Origin of the sequence: Sphingobacterium sp. SGL-16 (assembly GCF_011043515.1) — a bacterium.
Taxonomy (GTDB): domain Bacteria; phylum Bacteroidota; class Bacteroidia; order Sphingobacteriales; family Sphingobacteriaceae; genus Sphingobacterium; species Sphingobacterium litopenaei.
This window is the reverse complement of record NZ_JAAKGQ010000019.1, coordinates 1-14,390: the sequence shown is the minus strand read 5'-3', so window position 1 is coordinate 14,390 and position 14,390 is coordinate 1. Positions and strand designations below refer to the sequence as shown.

The following is a 14,390-nucleotide window of genomic DNA, read 5'->3' as shown; positions in this document are numbered from 1 at the left end:
TATCCGATGAAAATATATAGAAGCTTAGAAGAGTTTGAGCCCCTAAAAAATGCCATTGTAACGATTGGTACTTTTGATGGTGTGCATATTGGTCATCAAAAGATACTAAAGCAATTGGTAGATTGTGCAAAAGAGACAGGTGGCGAAACAGTATTATTAACTTTTTTTCCTCACCCTCGTTTGATTATCAATCCAAGTGATGACAGCCTTCGTCTGATCAATGATATCGAGGAGAAAGCACATCAATTAGCCTTGTGTGGATTAGATCATTTGATTATAACACCTTTTACTCGCGATTTTTCTAATATGTCCCCAGAAGAATACATTCGCAATGTACTGATAGAAAAATTAGGTACAAAAACGATAATCATCGGTTATGACCATCATTTTGGCAAAGATCGCAAAGGTTCCATCAAAGATTTAGTTCACTTCTCGCATATTTTTGATTTTCAGGTGCAAGAAATTGCTAAACAAGATATAGAAGATGTAGCTGTATCTTCAACGCGTATTCGTGAAGCATTAATTAAAGGGGATATTGATATTGCTAATCGCTATTTAGGTTATCCTTTTGAATTGACTGGAACTGTAGAAAAAGGTGACCAAATAGGTCGCCAAATTGGTTTCCCAACAGCGAATCTAAATGTTCATGAATCACATAAATTGATTCCAGCTTATGGAATTTATGCTGTGGAAGTGGATATTTATCCCCATGTACCTCATGTTGTTTCTGGCGATTTTCAGGAAACTGAAATCCTTAAACGAGGGATAGGTATGTGTTATATTGGAACAAGACCGACTGTTGACGGTATGAACCGCAAGATTGAAGTCAATCTACTAGATTTTGACGAAGATCTTTACAGCAGAACTGTTCGTATTCGATTCAAGAAATTTATTCGCGAAGATGAGCGTTTTGATAGTTTAGAAGCATTACAACATCAAATCAAAGAAGACGAACTCAAGATTCGAGCTTACTTTAAAGAAGAACAAAAATCTTAATAACATACAAAAGCCTTAATCTTTCGATTAAGGCTTTTCATTAACTAACCAACTAATAAACTATATTAAACTAACCTACTCTACGATCACGGTCTGTTCTTTTACCTTCTATTCTACGTTTTGAATCATCGCGACGATCGAAGTTTTTTTTGCGCTCATCCCCTCTTTTGAAGTTATGCTCCGAACGTTTCGCCATTTTATTTTTTAATATTGAGCGTTGCTCTTGTGTAAGAATTTTTTCAAATTTCTCACGTTGTGCTAAATGCTCTTTACGTGCTTTCTCACGATCTTTAACACGAGCGTCTTGTTGTTTTTTAAATTTCTTAGCTTGATCCAATTGTAATTTGTACACTTCATTACGTTGTTTTGAAGTCAATTTCAATTCTTTTTCAAGCTGATCTGTACGTTTTTTAGCAATTTGTTCTGGTGTCATTTTTACCATGTCCTTGCGAACAAACTCCTTGCGTACATATGATTTTTTATCTACAGGTTTGCGAGCTCCCTCTTGAGCAAATGCACCAAATGTAATTCCTGATAATAGTATTGCAATAGATAAAAACTTTTTCATTTTAATGTTCTCCCTTCTTTTTTAATTATAAACTTTATATCACAATAGATGCGAAAACAATCAAATTGTTTAATCTGGGTTTAGTTAAAAATTGTTAAGAAGAAAAAAAGGGAATTAGGAAGGTCTATAAACAAAAAAATGCTTTCGTATGGAAAAGCACATCATTTTTAACTTTCATCAGAAAGTTAACTCCGTTGTTAACGTTTCTGATTTTGTTTTTGTTCTGGTTTGGTTGGTTGTTCTACGAATCCCCAGTTAGTTACATAATACATGTACGGGCTTCTTGTCACGAGGTGTTGTTTTTCCTTTTGTTTTTTGATCATATTTTACCTTTCTTTTAATCATTTGTTATATATACAACAATAACCGCGCCAAAGTGGTATATCTGACAAAAGGACTAAAGTTAAGATCCAGTAGTGGCAAAATATATAGCTAATACAATTAAGATAGTGACAACTAAGAAGAATATTTTCCAAAAACTATATGGTCGAGCACCATACACTCTACCAGAGAACGCATTGATTAGTACACTATAAGTCTTATTTTTATATTGATAGGAAGACATATATAAGGGCAATAAAATATAGCGTAAGGTGACATCACTGAGCTCCATATCATAATCTCGTATTCGTTGCTCATCCCCACCAATATCCCGACGAATCCAATATTGCACTTCTTGATCAATCACTTCTTTCGCCAGCTCAAAACCATCCTGATGATTCTTTTGGAAAGTTTGCGCCAGAAAACCTGATAAATATTTCTCGTCAAAAGGAACTAATTTTTCTAAATTCCAAGAATTAACTTTGTTAGCATCAGACTGAGACAATGATGTAGACGCACTAATCAAAATATCTTCTAACTGACCTGAAACTACACCAGAGGTACGGCGCCATCTAGTTCTTCGCTCTTGGATGGTACGGGTTTTACCATCATTATCGCGCACTGTTCGATTTTCATAATAATAATCCCCCCTTTCCCCTTCGTATTCTGATTCTACGAAAGCATTATAACTCCAATACGGTATATATAAGCCTTTTAATCCATTGACCGAATGCGCATCCAGCACGTATTTCAAATCATTTGGAGCAAACCAAAGTGTCTTTCCCCACTTTTTAAGATTGGCTAAAGCGATTTTATAATCTATTCCGAAAGGCAATAGTGCGTTAGGGCGAATAACTCGCTCGGTATGATGATCAATTACCAAAGGCGAAGCACAAAATGGACAATTAGTAGATACAATGTGAGAATCTAAAGTCGTACTTGCACCACAATTCGTACAACTTGCTATTTCTGTTTCTTGATGCAGCACATCAACCTTTTTGTTGGCTAAAGCAGCTGAATAGTCTTCTATTGGAATTGGTGTCAAATTGAGCGTAAGCTGTGTGACATCCATTTGAGGGATCTCATTCTTAGCACCACAATACGAACACAACATAAATGAAGTGCCTGGCAAGTAATGCAAAGGCGCACCACAGCCAGCACATTGCAAATTTTTCTTAATCTCCGCAGTTTTATCTTCAAAAGACATAGTTTCCCAAACGAATTAAACTCCTGGAATTGGAGGAGGTGTATTTTGGAATAAAGAAGCTACTTCGGCGTTATCTCCGGCTTTTTCCCAAGCTGCTAGACCTGCATACCATACTAATGTATCTTTCTGAACAGCTCCAGTGGAAACCAAATTTTGTAATTCAACTAATGAGACAGGCCCTTGTTGTTGTCCCTGACTGACGTAATAAAAACTTACTTGTGTCTGACCAGGAATTGGCGGTGGTGCAGAAGAAGCCTGCTGTTGAGGATTGCCTTCGAACTTACGTTCCTGAAAGACATTACCCATCTGCCCCATCATGCCCATTCCCATACCTGCTCCCATGCCAGCGCCCATAATTCCGCCCCCGTTTGGATTTTCAGCAGCCTTTTCCATTGCATTTGCAGCTTGGAATTGCGCAAAAGCCCCCATATCTCCCACTATTCCCATACTGCTACGTTTGTCCAAAATTTTCTCTACTTCTTCTGGCAAGGAAATATTCTCAATTAGGAATTTGTTCAGGTTAAGTCCTATTTCATTAAATTCAGGAGATATTTTGTCTTGAATAACTTTTGAAACTTCATCGTAATTGGATGCCAAATCCAGAACTGGAATTTTAGATTCCGCGATAGCATCCATACCCCGTGATACCGCTAAATTACGCAGCTGCTCGTTGATGTTTTCAACCGAAAAATCAGGATTTGTAGCTGCTATTTCTTTCAAAAATACTGCTGGATCTTTTACACTAAATGAATAGGTTCCAAAAGCACGTAGACGGACTGGACCAAATTCCGCATCACGCAACATAATCGGATTTTTCGTTCCCCACTTCTGATTTGTGAATTGGCGTAAGCTAACAAAAAATACATCCGCTTTGAAAGGGCTATTGAAACCATATTTCCAACCTCTTAAAGTGGTAAGGATAGGCATATTCTGTGTGCTGAGTTCGTATCTTCCTGCGCTAAATACATCAGCAATCACACCTTCATTCATGAATACAACAGCTTGACCTTCACGAACAGTCAACTGTGCCCCCATTTTTATTTCGTTCTGATATCTAGGAAATTTCCATACGATGGTGTCCTGGCTGTTGTCTACCCATTCAATGATATCAATAAATTCATTTCTTAATTTATCAAAAAGGCCCATTAGCTTTTTTATTTAAGTTTATAATACTTAAATATAAGAAAATAGACAGAATGATAAATTAAATTTTGACGAATCCTGTGTGGGTTAATTTTACAGATTTAAGATCGATAAAGCTATCTCTTACACTTTTATACAAATTGTTCCTTAAATGATCTAATCCTTTTTGATCACTTTTGGCAATTAAAGTTTTGTACGAGTTAAAACACAACATGGTTTGGTAGCCATATGCCTTTGCGTAGAGTTGTTTCGTAGCATTATCCATTACGGCTAGTTGCTCACTTTTCAAGAGAATATCTCTTACCCAAGTTCGAACTGCATTAAATCCATTTTTATCGTCAAAATTCTTGTTATGCACGATTTGCCAAGAAATTACTAAATAGGCTGTTACCACGTCGGCCATATCAGTTGCTGAATAATTATATCCGGCTAATAGCCTATCAAACTGATTTCGAAGCTTATTATTCTCAAAAGATTTAACCAATGGACCTTTTAGCTCAGGCTGTATTCTAATCATACTCGCAATAATTTTTTTTTGGATTTCTTTACTCAGATTTTCTGAGCGTTCAAAAGTCAGATCTTTGATTTTAGCTTTGGTTTTTGACGTTTTACTCTTTGATGTTTTGGAATTTTTGATAGTTGCTTCCATAATGGAGCCATTTATCAAACTGAAAGTGGTTCTGTATAAGGCATCACCAGAAGTAATAACTTCTTGCCCGAAGGTATAAAATGGAATCAAAATTATGATGAGTAATAATCTGAAGTTCATAATCGCAATAGTTAGCTATTAACTCTACTCATAAATAATGCCGTATTTACAATAATAATCTTCTTAAAAAGCAAACCCCGACAGAAAAAATCTGTCGGGGTTTGCTTTTTAAGATGTTATAAATAACTATTTCGCTTGGTTCGCGCGAATAATATTCAATGCGCCACCAGCTTTAAACCATTCGATTTGTTGTGCATTATACGTATGGTTCGCCAAGATTTCATCTTTTGAGCCGTCTTCATGATTCAACACTATAGTCAATGGTGTATTTGGAGCGAAAGTAGTCAAGCCCACAATATCGATGTTATCGTTTTCTTGCACTTTATCATAATCATCTTTATTCAAGAATGTCAAAGCCAACATACCTTGTTTTTTCAAGTTCGTTTCGTGAATACGTGCAAAAGATTTTACCAATACCGAACGCACACCAAGGTGACGAGGCTCCATAGCCGCATGCTCACGTGAAGAACCTTCACCATAGTTTTCATCACCCACGATGATAGAACCAATTCCAGCAGCTTTATATGCACGTTGTGTAGCTGGTACAGCACCGTACTCGCCTGTCAATTGATTTTTAACATTGTCTGTTTTATCATTGAAGAAGTTAACGGCACCAATTAACAAGTTGTTCGAGATATTATCCAAGTGACCACGATATTTCAACCAAGGACCTGCCATAGAAATGTGGTCAGTCGTTGTTTTACCTTTAGTTTTGATTAATAATTTCAAACCAGTTAAGTCTGTTCCTTCCCAAGCAGCAAATGGCGCTAATAATTGCAAACGGTCTGAAGTTGGAGACACCTCTACCACTACCGAAGAACCATCTTCCGCTGGCGCTTGGTAACCTGCATCCTCTACATCAAAGCCTAATGCTGGTAATTCTTCACCGGTAGGTGGATCTAATTTCACTTGCTCACCATTTCTATTAGTCAATGTATCCGTAACAGGGTTAAAACCTAAATCCCCTGAAATAGCAATAGCTGCTACCATTTCTGGTGAAGTTACGAATGCATAAGTATTTGGGTTACCATCGGCACGCTTCGCAAAGTTACGGTTGAATGAGTGTACAATAGTGTTTTTCTCTTGTTTCTCCGCTCCTGCACGATCCCACATACCAATACATGGTCCACATGCATTTGTAAAGATTGTCGCATTCAAATCTTCGAAGGTTTTCAATAAACCATCACGATCTGCTGTGTAACGTACTTGCTCCGAACCTGGATTGATACCAAATTCTGCTTTTGTTACCAAACCTTTGTCAATAGCTTGTTTTGCGATTGAAGCCGCACGTGTCAAATCCTCATAAGAAGAGTTCGTACAAGAACCGATTAAGCCCCATTCTACTTTCAAAGGCCAACCGTTCTTTTGTGCCTCTTCACGCATGCGTGACACTGGAGTATATAAATCTGGTGTAAAAGGACCATTCAATGATGGCTCTAACTCCGATAAATTGATTTCAATAATTTGATCGAAATATTGTTCTGGATCCGCATAAACTTCAGGGTCAGCTGTCAAATGTTGTTTGATAGCATTTGCTGCATCCGCAACTTCGGCACGACCTGTAGCACGTAAATAACGTTCCATCGATTCGTCATATCCGAAAGTAGATGTCGTAGCACCAATCTCTGCACCCATATTACAGATAGTACCTTTACCTGTACAAGACAAAGATTCAGCACCCTCACCAAAATATTCTACGATAGCACCAGTACCACCTTTTACAGTTAAGATACCCGCTACTTTCAAAATTACATCTTTTGGTGCTGCCCATCCCGATAATTTACCAGTTAATTTAACACCGATTAATTTTGGAAATTTAAGTTCCCACGGTAAACCCGCCATCACGTCACAAGCATCAGCACCACCAACACCGATTGCCACCATACCTAGACCGCCAGCATTCACCGTGTGTGAATCCGTACCGATCATCATACCACCTGGGAAAGCGTAGTTTTCCAATACTACTTGGTGAATAATACCAGCACCTGGTTTCCAGAAACCGATACCATATTTGTTGGAAACAGAACTCAAGAAATTAAATACTTCGGAACTTTCGTTCTTAGCACGAGTCAAATCCTTTTCCGCACCTTCTTTCGCTTGGATTAAGTGATCACAGTGTACCGTTGAAGGAACAGCAACTTTAGCGCGTCCAGCTTGCATAAATTGCAATAGTGCCATTTGCGCTGTTGCATCTTGCATCGCCACACGGTCTGGAGCGAAATCCACATAAGATTTTCCGCGCTCGTACGCCTCAGTAGCACTACCATCCCAAAGGTGTGCGTACAAAATTTTCTCTGAAAGTGTCAAGGGTTTATTCACAACTTGACGAGCAGCAGCAATGCGCTCATCGTATTGAGAATAAACTTTTTTGATCATGTCTATATCAAAAGCCATATCTCTTATTATAATTTAATTCTAAAATTGACAAGACAATTTACTATTATTTTTTAATAAGTTTAGTTTAGAAATTGTCATTTACTGAATTTAAAATAATTCTAATTAAATTAGGTTATTTATTCTTTAACAAACAAAAGGAGACAAAGTTCCTGATAAGGGAATTATAATTAGAAATTACCAATTAAAGGAATAAATATATATATACTCTTAAGTGTACACAACAAAAAAGCGAGGTTCGTCTATCGGGAAACCTCGCTTTATATAGTAAATTTCTAAGAACGAACTATTTAGTCGGGATTGGGGCGAACTTCGTTAAGTTGATACCTTTCACAGCTGATTTGTACTCTTCTACAGTAGGGATACGACCTAAGATAGCTGATAATACAACTACTGGAGTAGAAGCTAATAAAGATTCACCTTTTTTACCATCTCTATCTTCTACTACACGGCCTTGGAAAAGACGAGTCGAAGTAGCTAATACGGTATCACCTTTAGCCGCTTTCTCTTGGTTACCCATACATAAGTTACAACCAGGACGCTCTAAGTACATAATGTTTTCGTATTCTGTACGGGCTGCAGTTTTTGGCAATGCATCGTTGAATTCGAAACCAGAGTATTTTTGTAAGAATTCCCAGTCACCTTCCGCTTTCAACTCATCAATGATATTGTAAGTTGGCGCAGCAACTACTAACGGTGCATTGAATGATACATAACCTTTTTCCGCTTCTACATTCTTAAGAATTTGAGAAACGATTTTTAAGTCATCTTTGTGTACCATACAAGAACCAACGAAACCTAAATCTACTTTTTTATCAGCTCCGTAGTATGATAATCCACGAATTACGTCGTGTGTATAACGTTTAGAAACATCAGCATTGTTTACATCTGGGTCAGCGATCATTGGCTCATCGATAATGTCCAAATCCACTACCACCTCAGCATAATAAGAAGCATTAGCATCAGGTTGTAAAGCTGGTTTCTCACCAGAACGGATTTCTGCGATACGTTTGTTTGCTTTGTCAATTAAACCTTGTAATACTTGGTTTTTGTTGTCCATACCTTTATCAATCATGATTTGGATACGTGACTTAGCAATTTCTAACGATTGGATTAAAGTCTCATCTTGAGAAATACAGATAGAAGCTTTCGCTTTCATTTCTGCAGTCCAGTCTGTAAATGTGAACGCTTGATCCGCTAATAAAGTACCGATATGAACCTCGATGATACGACCTTGGAATACATTCTCACCATCGAATTGTTGCAACATTTGTAATTGTGTAGCATGCACCACGTCACGGAAGTCCATGTGCTCTTTCATTTGACCTTTGAAAGTCACTTTCACAGACTCAGGAATTGGCATAGAAGCTTCACCAGTCGCTAAAGCTAAAGCTACAGTACCAGAGTCAGCACCGAATGCTACACCTTTAGACATACGCGTGTGCGAGTCACCACCGATGATGATAGCCCATTCGTCCACTGTAATATCATTCAATACTTTGTGAATAACGTCAGTCATAGAGTGATATTCACCTTTAGGGTCACGCGCTGTGATTACACCAAATTCATTCATGAATTTCATCAATTTAGGAATATTAGCTTGCGCTTTTTTATCCCATACTGATGCTGTGTGACAACCTGATTGGTAAGCACCGTCTACGCTAGGCGCAATAACTGTAGCAGCCATCGCTTCTAACTCTTGTGCTGTCATTAAACCTGTAGTATCTTGCGAACCTACAATGTTCACTTTCACACGAACGTCAGAACCAGCGTGTAATGTTTTACCTGGAGCAACACCTACTGCATTTTTGTTGAAAATTTTCTCCACAGCAGTTAAGCCTACACCTTCTTTAGTGATTTCTTTTGCTGGCGCAAATACTTGAGGAGCTTCAATACCTAAAGTTTGAGCAGCGAAAGTTTGGATTTTTTTACCAAATACGATAGCGTAAGAACCACCTGCTTTGATAAACTCTAATTTTTGTGGTGTGAATGATTTAGAAATATCTTTTAATTCAACATCACCGTTGTATAATTTTTTAGTTTTTGTATTAATAGTCAATACTGTACCTGTAGCTACAGAGTAAGCTTGTTCTAAAATTACATCACCGTTTTCATCACGAACTACGTTACCGTTTTCGTCAGTTTTCTTCACCCAGTTTTGTAAGTCGATACCGATACCACCCGTTACATCAACTGTAGTTAAGAAAATAGGTGAAATACCATTTGTACCCGCTACGATAGGTGCGATATTGACGAAAGGAATGTATGGAGAAGCTTGTTTACCTGTCCAAAGTGCTACGTTATTTACACCCGACATACGTGAAGAACCTACACCCATAGTACCTTTTTCAGCGATCAACATCACGCTAGCATCAGGATGTAAAGCTTGTAATGCCTTGATTTCCTCTTGTGCAGCAGGAGTAATCATACATTTACCATGCAATTCACGGTCAGAACGAGAGTGCGCTTGGTTACCTGGAGACAATAAATCCGTAGAGATATCACCTTCAGCAGCAATGTAAGTAACTACTTTAATTTCTTCTGGAACTTCAGGTAATTTGGTAAAGAATTCTGCTTTCGCATAGCTCTCTAAGATATCTTTTGCGATAGCATTACCCGTTTCGTAAGCAACTTTCAAACGATTAGTATCGGCATCGTACAAGAAAACTTGTGTTTTCAATACTTCAGCAGCTTGTTTTGCAACAGCCTCATCAGCACCTAATGCGATGTCTAATAATACTTTGATGGAAGGACCACCTTTCATATGAGACAATAACTCAAATGCGAAAGTTGGTGTGATCTCCGCAACTACTTCTTGACCTAAAATAATTTCTTTTAAGAATTGAGCTTTCACAGCTGCCGCAGGAGTAGTACCAGGCAATGTGTTGTAAATGAACAAACGTAGAGACTCTTCTCTGTGTTCATTGTTTGTGTCTTTGATTTGGGCAATAACTTCGCTCAAAAGTTCTGCTCCGTCAATTGGTTTAGGATGTAATCCTTGACCTTTTCGTTCTACAACCTCTTGTACGTAATCGTTGTAAATACTCATATATTTAGTCTTCTAAAATTTAAAGCAGTTTGAAAAGTCAAATTCCTCAAACTACCTGATGTGTTACAAAATAAGCTAAAACAAAAATTGAATAACGATTACCCACTATCCAGCATTTTCTAGCCCCTTACTTCCCTCGTTTGCTGTACGTTTTATTATTTATCAGCAAGTCAATTCGCGCACAAAAATACTAAAAATCAACAGCTAATAACAAGTCGTCAATACGGCAAACTTAATTTGGAATTATTCTAAACAAATTAGAATTTGACGATTTAATTCCTTTAAAAAACAAAGGCGGCATTTCCTTCGATTTGCCGCCTTTATTTCGTTTATGCTTGTTTTAATGTTATATCCACCGCTTTCAAGGATGCTATAGTTGCTATAGGATCTTCGGCAGTAAATACAAAAGAACCAGCCACCAATACATCGGCTCCAGCTTCTAATAATTGAGCAGCATTTGCTGTAGTCACTCCACCATCAATTTCAATCAATAAATCATCATTAACACCTGAAGCAAGTGCACGCAATTCTTTGATTTTAGTGTAGGTATGTGAAATGAATTTTTGACCGCCGAAACCAGGGTTTACAGACATGATACATACCAAGTCAATATCTTGGATCACATCTTTCAATAATTGAACTGGTGTATGCGGGTTCAATGCTACCCCTGCTTTACAACCTAATTCTTTGATTGCCGCTAGCGTGCGGTGCAAATGTGTACATGCCTCATAATGAACCGTAATCACTTCAGCACCATTATCTTTACACGTTTTCAAGTAACGATCTGGATCTACAATCATCAGGTGCACATCCAAAGGTTTTTGTGCGTGTTTCGCAATAGCGCTCATCACCGGAAAGCCAAAAGAAATATTTGGAACAAAAACACCGTCCATAATATCGATGTGAAACCAGTCTGCTTCACTCGCATTAACCATCTGAACATCTCTCGCTAAATTCCCGAAGTCTGCCGCTAAAACCGAAGGAGCAATTAAATGTTTATTATTTGACATGAATATCTTTTATTAAAATTTTGCACAAAGATACTTCGAAAATTTTCCGTTATCAAACAAAATCTACTTATTGACATTTCCTTAATAATCTGCGAGACTACAAGATTAAGGACAGAATTAATTACTTTTGTTTATATCATTGTATACTACTCAATTTTTATAGTGCGTGGCAAAACTTAAGATCAACTATATAGATAATAAATGGAAGAACGATTCCCCTGTGCTGAAATATGGGATGCTTGTACTTACCGTATTTTTAATTTGTCTGTTTCTTCCCAAACAACCTCGATTTGAGTATGAATTCCAAAAAGGAAAAGCCTGGAATCATGAGAATCTAGTTTCTCCTTACAATTTTGCTATCAACAAAACTAAAGAAGAGCTGGACCGTGACCGTCAGCATATTTTGAAGACGGTACAGCCCGTATATAATCTGCAATCTTCCGTTAGCAAAGAACAAATCGATCTTTTTACGACGGATATCGCCGAAAAATGGCAAAGCAGCCAAATGGATACCGTTCCTTCTTTGGATATTCAAAAGTATAAGCAAAAAGGTGTAGATATCCTGTCTTACGTGTACACTCGCGGTATTCTTTCGCTAAATAACAGGTACCAAAATAAAGGTGAGGATTCTGAAAAAGTGAGTGAAACTGAAGCAAACTATAACTTTACTTTAATTGATAATAACCTTGCTACACAGAAAAATACAGCGGACTGTTTTACGATAGAATCCGCTATAGAATACGCGCATCATGCATTGGAGAAAGATGCCACGATCAGTAAGAAACGTTGGTTGGAAGAAGTCCTGAAAAACTACATTACAGTTAATTATATCTTTAACGAGTCTTTAACGAATAAAATTGAACAAACAGCGCTAAGTAATATTTCCACCACGCGTGGTATGGTTCAAAAAGGTGAATTAATCGCTGAAAAAGATAAAATTGTCAACAACGACACCTATCAAAAATTGGAATCCTTACGTAAAGTCTTTGAAGATGAAGCTCGCATTTCGGGTAATAAGACTTATGTCTCCTTGGGACAATTCTTAGTTGTAGGTTTAGCGATGAGCTTATTGATGGTGTTTTTGTTTTTCTTCCGAAAAAACATTTACAACAACAACCGTTTATTGGCCATTATCTATATCGTAATTATCGGAATGCTTGGGGTATTTTCTTGGGCATTGCATCTTCGTGTGTCCAGTCTGTATTTTATTCCGTATTGTGGTGTTCCGATCATCTTCCGTATTCTTTTTGATACGCGTGTTGCCTTAAATATTCACCTCTTAATGGTGTTGATTACGGCATTGTTTGTTCCAAACAGTTACGACTTTGTGTTTTTACAATTTATGTCTGGGTTAGTGGCGATTTACAGTATCAAGACTATGGTAAAGCGCGAACAGTTCCTTATTTCCAGTTTACTGATCTTAGCGACTTATATCATCGGACATATTGGTTTGGTATTGACGCGTAACGGTTCATTCACCAGCATTTATTGGGGCGATATTTTACCTTTTTTTGTCAGTGTAGGTTTAACTTTATTGGCGTATCCATTAATTTATGCTTTCGAAAAGTTATTTGGTATAGTGTCCGATTTGACCTTAATGGAATTAACCAATTCCAACTCCAAATTATTGCGTGAGCTATCTTTAAAAGCTCCTGGAACATTCCAGCACTCTTTGCAAGTAGCCAATTTAGCGGAAGCTGCGATTTACAAAATTGGCGGAAACTCCCTATTGGTTCGCGCGGGCGCTTTATACCATGATATTGGAAAAATCGTCAATCCGCTATATTTTATCGAAAATCAAAAGACTGGTACCAACCCGCATCAAGAACTGACGTCAGAACAAAGCGCGCAGATTATTATTTCGCATGTGCTTAAAGGTATTGAGATTGCCAAGCGTCATCAATTGCCTGAGGTTATTATTGATTTCATAAAGACACATCACGGTACGACGCGTGTGGATTATTTCTACAATGAGTTTATTCAGAATAATCCAGATAAGCTGGTGGATGAAACACTTTTCCACTACCCTGGTCCTATCCCATTTTCCAAAGAAACAGCGGTATTGATGATTGCCGATTCGGTAGAAGCAGCCGCAAGATCGTTGAAAGAGCCTACAAAAGATTCCATCAGCAACCTTGTGGACAAGATTGTAGACCATAAATTAGCGCAGAAACAGTTCAGCAATGCGAATATTACGCTGAAAGATATTAGCGATGTGAGTACAATATTTAAAAATATGTTGATGAGTATCTATCATGTGCGCATCGATTACGATATCAACAAAAGAAAAGATTAAACAAGCCAAAAAGCATTATTATTGACTCTCAGATTGTTAATAAGAAACGACAAAAAAATATTAAAAAAACTCGCTTTAAAGTTTGTAGAATCGATTTTTTGCTTTATGTTTGCAATGTCGAAACACGGAAGGGTGCCTGAGAGGCCGAAAGGAACAGTTTGCTAAACTGTCGTACTGGAAACGGTACCGCGGGTTCGAATCCCGCCCCTTCCGCCAAGACTTTGAAAAGCTTAATCGAAAGATTGAGCTTTTTTGTTATACACCACCTCAGAAATATATTTCACAACATTTTCTAATTAGCAGACCCAAGGGATGAGAACCCGCAGGGTTCGATTTAGGATCATGTACAAAAGTTGTGGACTAAGCAAATAATTTAGTCAATCTGAATAGGAAAAAATTAATATCACCAACCCCTCTAAACTGACTCCTGAACGCTTTTATTTTAACGTGAGTTCGGTTTAAGCAGCAAGGAATAATTGCTTTTCTTGCTGTTGAAACTGAATATTTAGAGAAGGTTTTTTAGGGAAGAAAGCATAGGCAGCTAAAGCTCCCAAAATATTCAATAAGAAGTTATTTACAGACCTGTGTCTAGTGTGTTGTAGTTTGCATATATTCTTTAATTCATCATTTACACATC

Annotated in this window: 10 protein-coding genes, 1 tRNA gene and 1 pseudogene; 3 read left to right on the top strand and 9 right to left on the bottom strand. The window is 37.6% G+C overall.

Annotation, left to right across the window (positions count from 1 at the left end):
- The first annotated feature begins 6 nt into the window (after nucleotides 1–6).
- The gene (locus tag G5B32_RS08395; protein WP_165291097.1) at nucleotides 7–996 is read left to right on the top strand and encodes a bifunctional riboflavin kinase/FAD synthetase; all 990 of its coding nucleotides are present in this window, start codon (nucleotides 7–9) and stop codon (nucleotides 994–996) included.
- A 70-nt stretch (nucleotides 997–1,066) separates the two neighbouring features.
- Here G5B32_RS08395 and G5B32_RS08390 read toward each other — a convergent pair whose 3' ends face one another.
- The 8 genes from G5B32_RS08390 to rpe all read right to left on the bottom strand — a co-directional run bounded on the left by G5B32_RS08390 (nucleotide 1,067) and on the right by rpe (nucleotide 11,457).
- On the bottom strand, nucleotides 1,067–1,564 hold the full coding sequence (locus G5B32_RS08390) for a hypothetical protein (protein ID WP_165291096.1): 498 nt from the start codon (nucleotides 1,562–1,564) through the stop codon (nucleotides 1,067–1,069).
- Between the two features lie 197 nt (nucleotides 1,565–1,761).
- On the bottom strand, nucleotides 1,762–1,887 hold the full coding sequence (locus tag G5B32_RS17470; RefSeq protein WP_262886431.1) for a hypothetical protein: 126 nt from the start codon (nucleotides 1,885–1,887) through the stop codon (nucleotides 1,762–1,764).
- Nucleotides 1,888–1,967: 80 nt separating this feature from the next.
- Nucleotides 1,968–3,092, bottom strand: a complete 1,125-nt coding sequence (locus G5B32_RS08385) for a zinc finger domain-containing protein (RefSeq protein WP_165291095.1) — start codon at nucleotides 3,090–3,092, stop codon at nucleotides 1,968–1,970.
- 15 nt (nucleotides 3,093–3,107) lie between these two features.
- Complete coding sequence (locus G5B32_RS08380; protein ID WP_165291094.1) at nucleotides 3,108–4,238, bottom strand: SPFH domain-containing protein; 1,131 nt, start codon at nucleotides 4,236–4,238, stop codon at nucleotides 3,108–3,110.
- Between the two features lie 58 nt (nucleotides 4,239–4,296).
- A complete protein-coding gene (locus G5B32_RS08375; RefSeq protein WP_165291093.1) occupies nucleotides 4,297–5,004 on the bottom strand; it encodes a DUF6683 family protein in 708 nt (235 codons plus the stop codon).
- Nucleotides 5,005–5,130: 126 nt separating this feature from the next.
- Complete coding sequence (locus tag G5B32_RS08370; protein ID WP_165291092.1) at nucleotides 5,131–7,398, bottom strand: aconitate hydratase; 2,268 nt, start codon at nucleotides 7,396–7,398, stop codon at nucleotides 5,131–5,133.
- A gap of 286 nt (nucleotides 7,399–7,684) precedes the next feature.
- Nucleotides 7,685–10,447 (bottom strand): bifunctional aconitate hydratase 2/2-methylisocitrate dehydratase, encoded by a 2,763-nt coding sequence (locus tag G5B32_RS08365; RefSeq protein WP_165291091.1) that lies wholly within the window; start codon nucleotides 10,445–10,447, stop codon nucleotides 7,685–7,687.
- Between the two features lie 329 nt (nucleotides 10,448–10,776).
- Complete coding sequence (gene rpe / locus G5B32_RS08360) at nucleotides 10,777–11,457, bottom strand: ribulose-phosphate 3-epimerase (RefSeq protein WP_165291090.1); 681 nt, start codon at nucleotides 11,455–11,457, stop codon at nucleotides 10,777–10,779.
- A gap of 166 nt (nucleotides 11,458–11,623) precedes the next feature.
- On the opposite strand from rpe, the gene G5B32_RS08355 reads away from it, so the two are divergent.
- Entirely contained in the window at nucleotides 11,624–13,753 is a 2,130-nt protein-coding gene (locus tag G5B32_RS08355; protein ID WP_165291089.1) for an HD family phosphohydrolase, read from the top strand.
- Nucleotides 13,754–13,879: 126 nt separating this feature from the next.
- Nucleotides 13,880–13,969, top strand: a tRNA-Ser gene (locus G5B32_RS08350).
- Between the two features lie 242 nt (nucleotides 13,970–14,211).
- Here the strand turns inward: G5B32_RS08350 and G5B32_RS17320 are convergent.
- Nucleotides 14,212–14,390: pseudogene (locus tag G5B32_RS17320) on the bottom strand (IS982 family transposase); the annotation flags it as partial.

Coding starts and splice junctions, on each gene's coding strand:
- G5B32_RS08395 (WP_165291097.1), top strand. CDS start 7: ATGAAAATATATAGAAGCTTAGAAGAGTTTGAGCCCCTAAAAAATGCC.
- G5B32_RS08390 (WP_165291096.1), bottom strand. CDS start 1,564: ATGAAAAAGTTTTTATCTATTGCAATACTATTATCAGGAATTACATTT.
- G5B32_RS17470 (WP_262886431.1), bottom strand. CDS start 1,887: ATGATCAAAAAACAAAAGGAAAAACAACACCTCGTGACAAGAAGCCCG.
- G5B32_RS08385 (WP_165291095.1), bottom strand. CDS start 3,092: ATGTCTTTTGAAGATAAAACTGCGGAGATTAAGAAAAATTTGCAATGT.
- G5B32_RS08380 (WP_165291094.1), bottom strand. CDS start 4,238: ATGGGCCTTTTTGATAAATTAAGAAATGAATTTATTGATATCATTGAA.
- G5B32_RS08375 (WP_165291093.1), bottom strand. CDS start 5,004: ATGAACTTCAGATTATTACTCATCATAATTTTGATTCCATTTTATACC.
- G5B32_RS08370 (WP_165291092.1), bottom strand. CDS start 7,398: ATGGCTTTTGATATAGACATGATCAAAAAAGTTTATTCTCAATACGAT.
- G5B32_RS08365 (WP_165291091.1), bottom strand. CDS start 10,447: ATGAGTATTTACAACGATTACGTACAAGAGGTTGTAGAACGAAAAGGT.
- rpe (WP_165291090.1), bottom strand. CDS start 11,457: ATGTCAAATAATAAACATTTAATTGCTCCTTCGGTTTTAGCGGCAGAC.